Raw genomic sequence first — 15,582 nt, forward strand, 5'->3', positions numbered from 1 at the left:
CGTCGATGCTTGTGCTGTTTGTCGCTCTCGCGGTTTTCGTGGCCTGGAGCTGGTTGAGTTACCCGGTGGTCGGGCATTGGCTGTATGACCTGAGCACGGCGCTCGAGGCCAGGTTGTACAAGTTGCACAAAATCGAGGTGCCGATTGCCGAAATGACGGTCTCGACCTGGCAAGGTGGCCCCTATGAAGCAGCCAGCGCGATCCTGATGCTGCACGGCTACAGCGCCGAGAAAAATCTGTGGCTGCGCTTCGCCAAGCACTTTGTCCGCCAGTACCGGGTGATCATTCCGGACATCGCCGGCCATGGTGAAACCGGGTTCAAGGCCGGCGGCGGCTACGACATTGCGCTGCAGGCCAAGCGCATGATCCAGTTGCTGGACGTCTGCGGCGTGGAGAAGGTGCATGTGATCGGCAACTCGATGGGTGGCTACATCGCGGCATGGCTGGCAGCGACTTATCCGGAACGGATTGCCTCGGTGGCGCTGATCGACCCGGCCGGCGTCACCGCGCCGCAGGCCAGCGACATGGAGCGCCATCTGGCCCGCGGGCATAACCCGTTCCTGATCAATTCCCGGGAAGAATTCCGCCAGTTTTATGCGATGACCATGGCCTCGCCACCGTGGGTGCCCGGACTGGTGCTGGACGCCATCGCCCAGCGCTACGAACGCCAGCGCGACGAACTGGAAGAGATCTTCCGCGACTTCCGCGCCAGCCCGCCGATGGAGCCGAAACTGACAGACATCAAGTGCCCGGCGCTGCTGTTGTGGGGGCGCAAGGATCGCTTGATCGACGTCAGCAGCGTGCCAATCTGGAGCAAGGGCATCGCCAATCTTCGGGTCGAAGTGTGGGACGGTGTCGGACACATGCCGATGGTCGAACAACCGGGGAACACCGCACGGTTGTATCGGGAGTTTCTGGGCAATCAGCGTTGAATTCCACCGCTGGCACCGTGGCGAGGGAGCTTGCTCCCGCTGGGGCGCGAAGCGGCCCTGATCCAGCCAATGCGACTAGCCCGCCTCGCCACGGTATCGATCTCAGGTCTGCTGCGCAGCCCAGCGGGAGCAAGCTCCCTCGCCACAAAAAGCCCTCTTGGCGACATAGATTCGGAAGGTCGAAATGAACATTCTCTACGACGAACGCCTCGACGGCCCGCTACCGGAGGTGAACAAGGCCGAACTGCTGAAAACCCTGCAGCGCGCCCTCCCGGATCTCGACCTGCTCTGGCGTGAAGATGAACTCAAGCCCTACGAATGCGACGGCCTCTCGGCCTATCGCACCACGCCGATGCTGGTAGCCCTGCCCCGACGACTCGATCAGGTGCAAACCCTGCTCAAGCTCTGCCATCAACACAACGTGCCGGTGGTTGCCCGTGGCGCCGGCACCGGGTTGTCGGGCGGCGCGCTGCCGCTGGAAAAAGGCTTGCTGCTGGTGATGGCGCGCTTCAACAACATCCTGCACATCGACCCGGCTGCCCGTACCGCACGGGTTCAACCCGGGGTGCGCAATCTGGCGATCTCCCAGGCGGCCGCGCCGTTCGGCCTGTATTACGCGCCGGATCCGTCGTCGCAGATTGCCTGCTCGATCGGCGGCAATGTCGCGGAAAACGCCGGTGGCGTGCATTGCCTCAAGTACGGCCTGACCGTGCATAACCTGCTGAAAATCGAAGTGCTGACCATCGAAGGCGAACGTCTGACACTGGGCAGCGAGGCCCTCGATGCGCCGGGTTTCGATTTGCTGGCGCTGTTCACCGGCTCCGAAGGCTTGCTGGGAATCATCACCGAAGTCACGGTCAAACTGCTGCCCAAACCGCAGGTCGCCAAAGTGCTGCTGGCCAGTTTCGACTCGGTGGAAAAGGCTGGTCGCGCCGTGGCCGACATCATCGCTGCGGGGATCATTCCCGGCGGCCTGGAGATGATGGACAACCTGGCGATCCGCGCAGCCGAAGACTTCATTCACGCTGGTTACCCGGTCGATGCCGAGGCAATCCTGTTGTGCGAACTCGATGGCGTCGAAGCCGATGTCCACGACGATTGCCTGCGGGTGCGCGAGGTGATGCTCCAGGCCGGCGCCAGCGAAGTGCGTCAGGCCCGCGATGAAGCCGAGCGCGTGCGCTTCTGGGCCGGGCGCAAAAACGCCTTTCCGGCCATTGGCCGCTTGTCGCCGGACTACTACTGCATGGACGGCACCATCCCGCGTCGTGAGTTGCCCGGCGTGTTGCAGGGCATCGCCAGCCTCGGTGCCGAATACGGCTTGCGCGTGGCCAACGTGTTTCATGCCGGCGACGGCAATATGCACCCGCTGATTCTGTTCGACGCCAACCAGCCCGGCGAACTGCAGCGCGCCGAAGCGTTGGGCGGGAAGATTCTGGAATTGTGCGTGCAGGTTGGCGGCAGCATCACCGGTGAACACGGGGTCGGCCGCGAGAAAATCAATCAGATGTGCGCGCAGTTCAACAGCGCTGAACTGACCCTGTTCCACGCGGTAAAAACCGCGTTCGACCCGCAAGGCCTGCTCAACCCCGGCAAGAACATCCCGACCCTGCATCGCTGCGCCGAATTCGGTGCGATGCACATTCATGCCGGACAACTGCCATTCCCCGAACTGGAGCGCTTCTGATGGCTGATTTCGACGCCAGCAGCGCGCTGCTCGATCAGGTCAACCAGGCCCGGGCCAACGCCACGCCGCTGAAAATTCAAGGCGGCAACAGCAAGGCGTTTCTCGGCCACGAGGTGGCCGGTGAAGTGCTCGACGTCCGCGCGCATCGCGGCATCGTTCGCTATGAACCGACGGAACTGGTGGTCAGCGTGCGTGCCGGTACGCCGTTGCGCGAGTTGCTCACGGCGCTCGACGCGGCCGGGCAGATGCTGCCCTGCGAGCCGCCAGCCTTCGGCGACAGCGCCACGGTGGGCGGGATGATCGCCAGCGGACTGTCCGGGCCACGGCGGCCCTGGTCAGGTTCGGTGCGCGATTTTGTCCTCGGCACCCGGGTCATCACCGGCCTCGGCGAGCACCTGCGGTTCGGTGGCGAGGTGATGAAAAACGTTGCCGGCTACGACCTGTCGCGCCTGTTGACCGGCAGTTTTGGTTGTCTCGGGGTGCTGACCGAAGTCTCGCTGAAAGTCCTGCCGAAACCGCGTCAATGCCTGAGCATCCGTCTCGATATCGACTGCGCGCGGGCGCTGGCCAGACTGGCCGAGTGGGGCCAGCAACCGCTGCCGATCAGCGGCGCCTGCCATGACGGGCAAAGCCTGTATCTGCGCCTTGAGGGCGGCGAAGGCTCGGTCACCGCCGCGCATCAACGACTCGGCGGCGAGCCGCTGGATTCGACGTTCTGGCGCGACTTGAACGAGCAACGCCTGAGCTTTTTCGACGAAGGCCTGCCGCTGTGGCGCCTGTCGCTGCCGAACAATCTCGGGCCGCAGGACTTGCCCGGCCAACAGTTGATCGACTGGGCCGGTGCGCAACGCTGGCTGAAGTCCGATCACGAGCACATTCAGATCCTCGCCCAGGAACTCGGCGGGCACGCCACCTGCTTTACCCATGGCGCCAGCGACACACCGTTCCAGCCGCTGCCGCGCACGCTGATGCGCTATCACCAGCAACTCAAGGCGCAACTCGACCCGCAAGGGCTGTTCAACCCCGGCCGGATGTACGCGGAGTTCTAGCGATGCAAACCACCCTCAGCGAAGAGTCCCGACAACTGCCGCGTGCTGCCGAGGCGGAAAAGATCCTGCGAACCTGCGTGCATTGCGGGTTCTGCAACGCGACCTGCCCGACGTACCAATTGCTCGGCGATGAACTCGACGGGCCGCGCGGGCGCATCTATCTGATCAAGCAAGTGCTCGAAGGCGCAGCGGCCACCGAGCAGACGCAGTTGCATCTGGATCGCTGCCTGTCCTGCCGCAACTGCGAAACCACCTGCCCTTCCGGGGTCGACTATCACAACCTGCTCGACATTGGCCGAGCAGTGGTCGATCAGGCCGTACCGCGTCCTGCTGCCCAGCGTCTATTACGCGAAGGCTTGCGCGCACTGGCGCCAAATCCCGGGGTGTTCAAGGGCTTGCTGCGGGTTGGCGCGACGTTTCGGCCTTTGCTGCCGCGCCTGTTCGAAAGCAAACTGCCGCAACGCGCGCCGATGGCCGGTACACGACCTGCCCTACGCCATGCACGGCGGGTGTTGCTGCTCGAAGGCTGTGTGCAACCGGGCCTGTCGCCGAACACCAATGATGCGACGGCGCGAGTGCTCGATCGGTTGGGGATCAGCGTCACGCCGGTGGCCGAGGCCGGTTGCTGCGGCGCGCTGGACTATCACCTCGACGCCCAGGCCAAAGGCCTCGACCGAGCGCGACAGAACATCGACGCGTGGTGGCCACACCTGGAAAACGGCGCGGAAGCCATCGTGCAGACGGCCAGCGGCTGCGGCGCATTCATCAAGGATTATGGGCATTTGCTGGCGCAGGATCCGCGCTACGCCGAAAAGGCGCGGCAGATCAGCGAGCGAACGCTGGATCTGGTGCAGATCCTGGCCCAGGAACCCCTGGAGACAGTGTGCGCCGCCGCCCAACGCCGGATCGCCGTGCATTGCCCCTGCACCTTGCAACACGCGCTGAAACTCGGTGGCGCGGTGGAAGCGCTGCTGACCCGCCTCGGATTCAACCTCACGGCGGTGCCGGACGGTCATCTGTGTTGCGGTTCGGCCGGCACCTATTCGCTGACACAACCCACCCTTGCCCGGCAACTGCGCGACAACCGCCTCAACGCCCTGGAGAGCGATCGCCCGGACCTTATCGTCACCTCCAACATCGGTTGCCAGAATCATCTGGCCGGCGCCGGACGCACACAGGCTCTGCACTGGATCGAACTGGTGGATCAGTCGTTGGCAGAATGAAGTTCGTAGGATTCTTCGTTTGCCGCCGTCGGCGAAGGCTGCGATCTTTTCCTCCATCCAAACCGTGACCGTGGCAGGAATTTTTTTCATGACCGTGCAGCCTTTCGTCAGCCCCGACCTGATCCGCCAACGCTTCTCCAAAGCGATGTCCGACATGTACCGCGAAGAAGTGCCGTTGTACGGTGCGCTGATGGAACTGGTGGAACAGACCAACCGCGAAGTGCTCGCGGCTCAGCCGGATATCGCACGGCAGCTCGGCAGCACCGGTGAAATCGCACGACTGGACATGGAACGCCACGGTGCCATCCGCGTCGGTACCGCCAAAGAGCTGGCAACCCTCGCCCGCCTGTTCGCAGTGATGGGCATGCAACCGGTGGGTTATTACGACCTGACCCCGGCGGGTGTGCCGGTGCACTCCACCGCTTTTCGCGCGGTGCATGAAGCAGCGTTGCAGGTCAGCCCGTTTCGGGTATTCACTTCGTTGCTGCGCCTGGAACTGATCGAGGATCCCGAGCTGCGCGCGTTTGCCGAATCGGTACTGAATCAGCGTTCGATCTTTACCCCTACTGTTTTGCACCTGATTGAGCAGGCTGAGTCAGATGGTGGGCTGAAAGAGGATGAAGCGGCGCAATTTGTCCTACAGGCACTGGAGACCTTTCGCTGGCATCACAGCGCAACCGTCACCGCCGCGCAGTACCAGACCCTCAGCGCTCAGCATCGCCTGATCGCCGATGTGGTGGCGTTCAAAGGCCCGCACATCAATCACCTGACCCCGCGCACCCTCGACATCGACAGGGTGCAGGCGCAAATGCCGGTGCACGGCATCACCCCGAAAGCGGTGATCGAAGGCCCACCGCGCCGGCAATGTCCGATCCTGTTGCGCCAGACCAGTTTCAAGGCGCTCGACGAGCCGATCACTTTCACCGACCAGCACAACACCCGTGGCAGCCACAGCGCGCGTTTCGGCGAGATCGAACAACGTGGTGCGGCGCTGACGCCCAAAGGCCGGGCGCTGTATGACCGCTTGCTGAATGCTGCGCGCGATGAACTCGGAGACTTCCCCAACGAAGGCAACGCCGCACGCTACAACGCGCTGATGACCCAACACTTTGGCGAATTTCCTGACAGCGTCGACGGCATGCGAGAACAAGAGCTGGCGTATTTTCGCTACTTCCCTACGGAAAAAGGCTTGGCAGCGCGTAGCCTCACGTCGGCATCGCTGGAGGATTTGCTCCGTGAGGGCCATGTGAAAGCTGAACCTTTGGTGTACGAAGATTTCCTGCCGGTGAGTGCGGCGGGGATTTTTCAGTCGAACCTTGGGGACGCGGCGCAGACGCACTATAGCGAACACTCGAACCGCCAGGCATTCGAACAGGCGCTGGGGCGTGCGACCATTGATGAACTGGGGTTGTATGCCGATACGCAGCGGCGTTCGATTGAGGAGTGTGCCCAGGTTTTGGGCCTGAAACCGCTCTGACTGTGGCGAGGGAGCTTGCTCCCGCTGGGCTGCGAAGCGGCCCTCGTTTTTGGGAGCGCTGCGCACTCCAGCGGGAGCAAGCTCCCTCGCCACAGAATCAAATGTTGCTTCTAGCGCAACCGTGACCACAAGGCGAAACGCCCGATGCTGGCACTTGGCCTTACTGCGCAACTTCTTGCGCACTTGTTCGGCCAAACAGCTTGCTCATCCTGCTGCAGGCCTTGACTGGCCTGGCTTGCAGCCAAGTGCGCAACTTCTTGCGCAGTACTGCGCAAGAAGTTGCGCACTTTCCATCTCGATTCAGCAAAAAACATCGGCCAAACCGCAGGTTAGAGCCGCTTCACCCCCGGTTGCCGGGATCTTCGACAAACCTGGCACGCTCCTTGATAACAGTCAGGCACCCACCGGGCGATTCCGCCCCGGGCACCCTAAATTTATCCGCAAGGAGAGCACCCCATGGCAACACCAGCGTACATGTCGGTTACCGGCGAAAAACAAGGCCTGATCACTGCCGGCGCCTTCACCGCCGACTCCGTTGGCAACACCTACCAGGAAGGCCACGAAGACCAGGTTATGGTTCAGGCTTTCAGCCACGACGTGATCATCCCGCGTGACCCACAGTCCGGTCAGCCAACCGGTCAGCGCGTTCACAAGCCAGTTGTGATCACCAAGGTCTACGACAAGGCTTCGCCTCTGCTGCAAGCCGCTCTGACCTCCGGCGAGCGCATGAGCGAAATCGTTATCCAGTGGTACCGTACTTCTGCTCAAGGTACTCAAGAGCACTACTACACCACCAAACTGGAAGACGCGATCATCGTCGCCATCAACAACAAAATGCACAACTGCCAGGATCCAGGCAACTCGCACTTCACCCACCTGGAAGAAGTGCAGTTCACCTACCGCAAAATCACCTGGACCCACGAAGTCTCCGGTACTTCGGGTTCCGATGACTGGCGTGCTCCAGTCGTTTAATTACGGCTGATCGTTACAAGCATCGACCAGCCCTGCTGGTCGATGTTGTTTACGCCCCTCCAGAATTTCGCGTACGTTGAGCCGCTTTTTTGCGGCCGTCGACGAGCGCCGCTGTACAGCACGAGGAACAAGGGATGTTCGCGCCGGCCAATGAAACCCACTTTGCCCTGACCATCGAAGGGCTCTCCGCCGATTTTCAGGTATTCACCCTGACCGGCCGGGAAGCCATCAGCCAGCCTTTTGTGTTTGAGGTGGAGCTGGTCAGTGAGCAGCCGTCGCTGGACCTCGAAACCCTGCTGCACAAACCGGCCTTTCTGCAGCTGTCGCCCGATGGCAGCGGCATTCACGGCCAGATCTACCGCGCCGCCCAGGGCGATTCCGGCAAACGCCTGACGCGCTATTCGGTGACCCTGCGCCCGCAACTGTCGTACCTGGCGCACCGCGTCAACCAGCGGATCTTCCAGAACCTCACAGTGCCAAAAATCATCGGCATGGTTCTCGAAGAGCACGGTATCCAGAGTAACGCCTACGAATTCAAGACAGGTTCCATCTATCCCGAGCGCATCTACTGCGTGCAATACGATGAATCGGATCTGCATTTCATCCAGCGTCTGTGCGAGGAGGAAGGTATTCACTACCACTTCCAGCACAGCACCACGGCGCACAAGCTGGTGTTCGGCGATGACCAGACGGTGTTCCCGAAACTCCAGCCTGTGGCCTACCAGCAAGACTCCGGCATGGTCGCCAGCAACCCGGTGATCAAGCGCTTCGACCTGCGCCTGGAAACCCGCACCAGTCGCACCACCCGCCGCGACTACGACTTCGAAAAACCACGCCTGACGCTGGAAAGCGAAAACCGCGGCGACGCCCTGCCCGACCTCGAAGACTATGACTATCCGGGCCGTTTCATCGACCGCGAGCGCGGCAAGCACCTGGCCAAACGCGCCCTCGAACGTCACCGCAGCGACTTCCAGCTCGCCGAAGGCAAGAGCGACCAGCCGCTGCTGGTCAGCGGCCATTTCCTCGCTCTGACCGAGCACCCGAAAGCCAAGTGGAATGACCTGTGGCTGCTCACCGAAGTCCTGCACGAAGGCAAACAGCCGCAAGTGCTGGAAGAATCGGTGACCAGCGACACCACTGCCCTGAAAGACGATTTCCACCAGGGCTATCGCAACCGCTTCCAGGCGACCCCGTGGGACGTGCCCAATCGGCCACCGCTGCGCCACCCGAAACCGCGCATTCTCGGCAGCCAGAGCGCCGTGGTCACCGGCCCCAAAGGTGAAGAGATTCACTGCGACGAGTACGGCCGCGTCAAAGTGCAATTCCACTGGGACCGCGAAGGCCAGGCCGACGACAAGACCAGTTGCTGGTTGCGTGTCTCCAGCGCCTGGGCCGGCGCCCAGTACGGCGGCATCGCCATCCCGCGCATCGGCATGGAAGTGCTGGTCACCTTCCTTGAAGGCGACCCCGATCAACCGCTGATCAGCGGCTGCCTGTACCACAAGGAAAACACCGTCCCCTACCCGCTGCCAGCGAACAAGACCCGCAGCACCTTCAAGACCCTGAGCTCGATGGGCGGCGGTGGCTACAACGAACTGCGCATCGAAGACAAGAAAGGTCAGGAGCAGATCTTCCTCCATGCCCAGCGCGACTGGGACGAGAACATCGAGCACGACCAGAAGATCCGCGTCGGCAACGAACGCCACGACACCGTCGAGCAAAACAGCTACACGGAATTCAAGGCCGAAGAACACCACACCGTCTACGCCGACCGCAAAGTCGAAGCCCGCGCCAACGACCACCTGACCGTGGGCGTGAACCAGCACATCAAGATCGGCACCGGCCAGTTCATCGACGCCGGCCAGGAAATCCACCTCAGCAGCGGCATGAAAGTCGTCATGGAAGCCGGCGCCGAGTTGACCCTGGTCGGCGGCGGCAGCTTCATCAAGATCGACGCCGGCGGCGTGACCATGAGCGGCCCGGTGATCAACATGAACTCCGGCGGCAGCCCCGGCAGCGGCACTGGCGCCGCCCCGCTGATGCCCGGCGTGCTGAAACAGGCCGATGCCGACAAGGCCGGCCAGGTCCTGACCCCGGCCCAGATCAACACCCTCAAACGTAACGCGCCGTTCTGCGAAGAATGCGAAAAATGCAAGGCAGGTGCCTGTGCCATCTGATCGACTGACACCCAAGGACTGGCTGGCACAACAGCCGCTGCAAACCGGCGAGCGCCTGTACCTGATCATCAGCGCGGCGAGCGATGCCGACGCGCTGAAAACCCTGTACCTGACCGAACCCACCGCCCAGCTCCTGCCGATCTGGGGCGGCACGCCCTACTCCACCTGGCAACCGGTGATGCCCTACGTCACCGAACTCAAACCGAACTCGGCATTCCTGCCTTGGATCGCCGAAACCGACGCGCTCGACTGGGGCTGGCTGGCGGTCTCACGCGCCGAACCGAACAACGTGTTCGAGCATCTGCGCAGCCTGACCCAGGTGAAGATGCCCGACGGGACTGAGGTGTTTTTCCGCTTCTGGGATGGGCGGCATATCTACCCGATTCTGAAGGGGCTTGGGGAGAAGGCTGGGGAAGTACTGCCGGTGTTTGAGCGGTATTTGATTAATGGACAGACGCTGGAGGTTGGGACGCGGGTGTTGCCGAAGGTGAAGGATTGGCCGTGGTGGGAGGTGCCGAAGGATTTGCTGGATGGTCTGATGGCCGAAAATCCATCAACCATCATTGGCAACATGATGCAGTGGTTGCTGGATGAACATGCCGATCTGTACTTCTCGTTCCCCGAATCGAACCTGAAACAAAAAGTGGCGCGTTTTGTAAAACGCACGCCGCTCACGGAAGAAAATTTTGCCGGGCTGCTGAAAGCCCATCTGGAAAGTGAGGTGGTTGTATGAGCGTTTTGATGGGTGGGATCGTTGGCGGCCTCACAGCAAAGCAACCTGATGCTCAGGCAATCATCGCCGACTTCAAGAAGTGCCTGAAGGATTACCGCGAACACGCCGAAGCCTGGTATGGCGGCATTCTGGATGCTGAGCAGCAGTTCAAGGTCGGAGACGAAGTCGGCACTGCAGACAAGGACAGCAAAAAGGAAAATACGCTTTATGCCAACTGCCCGGCGAACGGCAAGCTCGTGCTGGTACATAGCTTCGAATCCGCGCGTTTTGTTCCGATTGGTAATACGCCGGTACGCCTGACGCCCGTCGTAGATGGCCGCTTCATTGGCAAGAACGAAGTGGGTCCGACGATCAACAAAACCATCGACTCGACGGGGATTCTGGAAGTTTCCGGACTCACCCCCAATCAGCAATACAAGATTACATTCTTCCCAAATCCCACGCCTGCCCAGATCGATAGCCTGTTCAACTCCTATCAAGGCGTGATTGGTGAATTGGGCGGATGGCTGCAAACCGAGTGGAGCACCAGTTTCCTGCCACTGTGGCAAGCGCATACCGATGCATCGCTGGGCGGCCGCGCCCTGCAAGAACTGGAAGCAGCGTGGGAAGGTTTTCTCAAAGCGATCATGGGTTTGTGGGGCGATATCAAAAGCCTCTATGACCTCGTTGCACACCCCCGCGAAAACTACGAAAAGCTGAAAAATTTCTTCACTGAAGAACAGATCAAGAAGATTTATGACGCCTCGTCAGAGGCCATCCACACAGCCCTGCTGATCGCCAGCGATGAACCACTGATGTGGATCTACGTCGCTGCCATTGTGGCGTGGATAAGAATGCTGCCGCCACAGACCTGCACAGAAGTACTGGCGCAGATGAGCACTGAATTCTTGCTGAACATTCTGGTCGGTGTGGTTCTGACGGGGGGCTTGGGCCTGGCCGTGCGTATCGGTACAAAAACAATCAAGGGTGTGCAGAGCAGCGGTAAGGTCATAAAACTGATTGAAGACTTTACCGGCATGCTGATGAAAGTCAGCAAATCCAAAGCTACGCCGCATACCGAGGCGTCGAAACCGTTATTGCTTAATGGTGATTCAAAGTTCAATCCGGCACGCAAGGCAGATGTTCAGATTGCGTCCCCTAAACCTGCAGAAACCGCTACAGCGCCGAAAAACAAGCCACCGGTGAGCGGTGGAAAAGTGGAATCCGATGCGCAGGTTCAGGCCCGTAAAAAAGATGAGCCGGCTTCGCGTGTCGAACAGGTAGAACCCGTCGATAACGCGCCCAAACAGTCGAAAAACCCGGCTGACGAACCTGCGCAATGCGTCGACAAAACCTGCTCCAACGGCGAACCCGTGTCGATGGTGACCGGTGAAGAATTGCTCACGCTGACTGATGGCGAACTGGGTGGTCTACTGCCATTCGAGTGGACTCGCCTTTATCGCAGCAGTGCGGTGGAAATCGACAGCCGCCTCGGCCATGGCTGGAGCCATTCACTCTCTCATCGCCTGCTGGTAGACGATGAAGGCGTGCTCTGGACCGACAATGAGAACCGCCAGACCCGTTTCCCGATGCCGACCGAGCAACGTCCGGCCATCACCAACAGCCTTGCCCAGGCAGCGATCTTCCTTGGGGATGCTCCCGGAGAATTGATCCTTACGCAGGCAGGCTCCAAAACTCGCTTCTACCATTTCCGAGCTGGCCGCCTGACTACCATCAGCGACGCTTACGAAAATCGACTGCATATCAGTTACGACTTCGTTGACCGCATCCAGCGTATCGATAACGGCGCAGGCCGTGCCCTGCTACTGCGTTACGACGACCGACACATTGTGGCCGTCGATCAGCAGCAACAGCGCCCGGAATACACCGAACGTGGTGAGCGCCAGGATCCATGGCTGACCATTCAGACACTTGTCACCTACCGATATAACGCACGGAATCAACTGGTTTCCTCGACAAATGCGGCCGGTGAAACCGAGCACTACCGGTACAACGATCAGAACGTCATTCTCGAACGGCAAATGGCCGGCGGCGCCAGTTTCTTCTGGGAATGGGAACGTGAAGGCAAACACTCTCGCTGTGTACGTCACTGGGCCAATTATGCGCAAATGGAAGCGCGGTACGAGTGGGACGACAAAGGCTCGGTGACCGTCTATAACGCTGACGGCAGTGAGTTGGTCTATGTGCATGACGAAAATGCGCGCCTAGTCTCCGAAACTGCGCCTGATGGCGGTGAAACGCAAAACGCCTATGACGATGAGGGCCGTCTGGTCGCAGTAAAAGATCCGATGGGCGCGATTACCGAGTATCAGTACAGCGAAGCTGGCCGCTTGATCGCGGTGATCCCGCCAGAAGGTGTTCCAACCCGATACAACTATTTCAACGGTCAACTTATCGACGTACAGCGTGGCAAGGCCCGCTGGAAATATGAGCGCAACCGTCAGGGCGATATCACCCAACAAACTGACCCGGACGGCAACGAGACCCACTACAGCTATGACCGTCAGGGCCGATTGCTGGAAATTCGTCACCCCGACGGCGGCCGCCATCAACTGGGCTGGAACAACCTCGGCCAGTTGCTGGAAGAACGCCTGCCGGACGGCGGTCAACGCAAGTATCGCTACGATGCACTTGGCCGACAAATCACTCGTCAGGACGAATTTGGCGCGATTACTCAATATCAATGGGACGCCGCTGATCGCCTGACCCAAGTAACCCTGCCAGGCGGCGCCACTCGCGCGTTCACCTATAACCCGTATGGTCGGGTCACCGCCGAACGCGACGAACTCGGGCGCATCACTCGTTACGAATACGCCGACAACCTGCACCTGGTCAGCCGCCGCATCAATCCAGACGGTAGCCAACTGCGCTATCGCTACGACAACTCGCAACTCAACCTCACCGAGATCGAGAACGAGCGCGGTGAGCGCTATCAGCTCGATTACTACTCGAACGGCCTGATCCAGCAGGAAACCGGCTTCGACGGTCGCCGTACCGCCTACGAATACGACCTCAACGGCCAGTTGCTGAAGAAAACCGAGTTCGGCGATGACGGCAGCGAGCTGATTACCGAATATCAGCGCGATGCTGCCGGCCGGCTGCTGGTGAAAACCCTAGCCGACGGCGAAGAGATTCATTACGGCTACGACGCTTTGGGTCGTCTGGTGAATGTCGACGACGGCCACTGGCCGCTCGCCTATGAATACGATGTGCAGGATCGCCTGATAACCGAACACCAGGGCTGGGGCACCACGCGTTACGAATACGACAGCGTTGGCCAACTGAGTCACTGCCGTCTCCCTGACGGCAGCACACTCGACTACCGTCACCTGTCCGGCGGACGCCTGAGCAGCATCGACCTCAACGGCTCACGCTTGACCAGCCATCAGTTCAGCGCAGGTCGCGAGCAGCAGCGCCAGCAAGGTCTTTTACTTAGTCAGTACCAATACGACGAACAGGGCCGTCTGCAAGCCCATAGCGTCAGCCAACGCGACAAAGACCTGTTCCAGCGACGCTACAACTACGATGCCAACGGCAACCTCGCCGGTATCGATGACAGCCGCAAAGGCAAGCGCAGCTACCACTACGACCCGCTCGACCGACTCATCAGCGTGCGCGGCGCCACACCGGAAAGCTTCGCTCACGACCCGGCGGGTAACCTGCTGGGTCAGAACAACGAAGGCACAGCGAACCTCGCCAACGTCAAAGGCAACCGTCTGCTGATGCAGGGTGATCGCCATTACGACTACGATGCCTACGGCAACCTGATACGCGAACGCCGTGGTGCCGGCCAGAAACTCGTCACTGAATACCGCTACGACTGCCAGCACCGCCTGATCGGCGTAAGCCTGCCAGGTGGCAGCACCGTGTCCTACAAATACGACGCATTCGGTCGACGCATCGAAAAAACCGTTGACGGCCACACTACCGAGTTCTTGTGGCAAGGCGAACGATTGATCGCGGAAAGCGCCGAAAACCGCTATCGCAGCTACATCTACGAACCCGGTAGCTTCCGCCCATTGGCGATGCTCGACGGCGAAGGTCCGCGCAAGGCCACGCCGTTTTACTACCAACTCGATCATCTGGGCACACCGCAGGAACTCACCGACTACAGTGGCGAGATCATGTGGTCCGCGAAGTACCGCGCCTACGGTAACCTCGCTGCGCTGGATGTCAGCGAGATTGATAACCCGCTGCGCTTCCAGGGTCAGTATTTCGATGCCGAGACGGGGTTACATTACAACCGGCACCGCTACTACAATCCTGGGACTGGAAGGTTTTTGACGCCGGACCCGATCAAGCTTGCAGGCGGTTTGAATAGCTACCAGTACGTGCCTAATCCTACGGGGTGGGTGGATCCATTGGGGTTGAATGGGTGTCCAGGTAGTAACGGAGGGACATCAACTGAAGACGTTAATAACCCTACTAAAAAAGCCGCAGTTAACGACGGAGAACCCAATGCGCCAACAATGTCTCGTGCTGAACGACAAGCAAGGATTCATGAGCTGACAGAGGCAATAGCTTATAAAGAGCTAAAATCAATGGAGGATCTTTCGCCAAGATATCACTTCCTTGAAAAACACGGCGCGCAAACTACCACTCAGTCGCAGATGGAACGTGCTGCTACTGGAAAAAACCCGACCACAGGCATAGTAGAAACATATCCAAACGGCAAGACAATCACTCCAAACTCAACAAGATACACCAGTCACAAAGCGCAGCTGACAGCTATAAAACGTGCAATGCGAATATATAAAAACACTGGAAACAAAGCATTGGCTGAGCGTCCAATGAGCATGGGCGGCATAATCGGAGAGGGATACAAAAAGGGCGGAACAAAGTACAAACAGCAAACTAAAGCCGTTACAATTCTGGACACTAACGGTCTACCAAAAACCTCATTCCCAAAGTATGAAAAATGAAACTTGAACCTAGCCTCGACATACTACCTTCACTATTATTTCCTATTGACGTAAACAGCGAACAAGATGACACCACAGCAACATTTATAGCGAACATAGACACAAGCAGCGAAGATGAACTTGTCAAACTATTTGACGCGCTCATTGAGCCAGAATTCAAATGCCGCATAGCGAGTGAACAGCAGTGGTACATCGACACACTCACCTTTTATCTAAATAAAAATGAAAAATTTAACCGAGTATTCTCGGATATCACCACATACCTTGCTGAGGACCCAGCTGATAAGCGCCAATTCATGTCGATTCTTCTAAACTGCCTAAAAAAATACAAAGAAAAAAATTGACGAAAAAATTGGGAGCATTGTTATAAATGGCGTTCACCCAATTTCCCCAAAACGCCTATACAAACAACG

10 protein-coding genes are annotated in these 15,582 nt (G+C 59.4%); all 10 read left to right on the plus strand.

What is annotated here, in order from left to right:
• Positions 1-5 precede the first annotated feature (5 nt).
• The 10 genes from BW33_RS24610 (at position 6) to BW33_RS24655 (ending at position 15,513) form a co-directional block, all read left to right on the plus strand.
• Entirely contained in the window at positions 6-932 is a 927-nt protein-coding gene (locus BW33_RS24610; protein WP_047601839.1) for an alpha/beta fold hydrolase, read from the plus strand.
• Positions 933-1,116: 184 nt separating this feature from the next.
• A complete protein-coding gene (gene glcD / locus BW33_RS24615) occupies positions 1,117-2,616 on the plus strand; it encodes a glycolate oxidase subunit GlcD (RefSeq protein ID WP_047601841.1) in 1,500 nt (499 codons plus the stop codon).
• Positions 2,616-3,665: a glycolate oxidase subunit GlcE gene (glcE, locus tag BW33_RS24620; RefSeq protein ID WP_047601842.1), complete on the plus strand. Its 1,050-nt coding sequence runs from the start codon at positions 2,616-2,618 to the stop codon at positions 3,663-3,665. The genes glcD and glcE overlap by 1 nt, the downstream gene beginning before the upstream one ends.
• A 2-nt stretch (positions 3,666-3,667) precedes the next feature.
• Positions 3,668-4,888 (plus strand): glycolate oxidase subunit GlcF, encoded by a 1,221-nt coding sequence (gene glcF / locus BW33_RS24625; RefSeq protein ID WP_047601843.1) that lies wholly within the window; start codon positions 3,668-3,670, stop codon positions 4,886-4,888.
• 88 nt (positions 4,889-4,976) lie between these two features.
• A complete protein-coding gene (gene hglS / locus BW33_RS24630; RefSeq protein ID WP_047601844.1) occupies positions 4,977-6,365 on the plus strand; it encodes a 2-oxoadipate dioxygenase/decarboxylase HglS in 1,389 nt (462 codons plus the stop codon).
• A 456-nt stretch (positions 6,366-6,821) separates the two neighbouring features.
• Positions 6,822-7,337, plus strand: a complete 516-nt coding sequence (locus BW33_RS24635; protein WP_047601845.1) for an Hcp family type VI secretion system effector — start codon at positions 6,822-6,824, stop codon at positions 7,335-7,337.
• A 134-nt stretch (positions 7,338-7,471) separates the two neighbouring features.
• Positions 7,472-9,514, plus strand: coding sequence for a type VI secretion system Vgr family protein (gene tssI, locus BW33_RS24640; RefSeq protein WP_047601846.1), 2,043 nt, complete (start codon positions 7,472-7,474; stop codon positions 9,512-9,514).
• The gene (locus BW33_RS24645) at positions 9,504-10,247 is read left to right on the plus strand and encodes a DUF4123 domain-containing protein (RefSeq protein ID WP_047601847.1); all 744 of its coding nucleotides are present in this window, start codon (positions 9,504-9,506) and stop codon (positions 10,245-10,247) included. The genes tssI and BW33_RS24645 overlap by 11 nt, the downstream gene beginning before the upstream one ends.
• Complete coding sequence (locus tag BW33_RS24650) at positions 10,244-15,169, plus strand: RHS repeat-associated core domain-containing protein (protein WP_081794249.1); 4,926 nt, start codon at positions 10,244-10,246, stop codon at positions 15,167-15,169. The genes BW33_RS24645 and BW33_RS24650 overlap by 4 nt, the downstream gene beginning before the upstream one ends.
• A complete protein-coding gene (locus tag BW33_RS24655; RefSeq protein WP_047601848.1) occupies positions 15,166-15,513 on the plus strand; it encodes a hypothetical protein in 348 nt (115 codons plus the stop codon). The genes BW33_RS24650 and BW33_RS24655 overlap by 4 nt, the downstream gene beginning before the upstream one ends.
• The last annotated feature ends 69 nt before the right edge of the window (positions 15,514-15,582 follow it).

It is taken from the genome of Pseudomonas sp. RIT288, from assembly GCF_000631985.1.
Lineage (GTDB): Bacteria > Pseudomonadota > Gammaproteobacteria > Pseudomonadales > Pseudomonadaceae > Aquipseudomonas.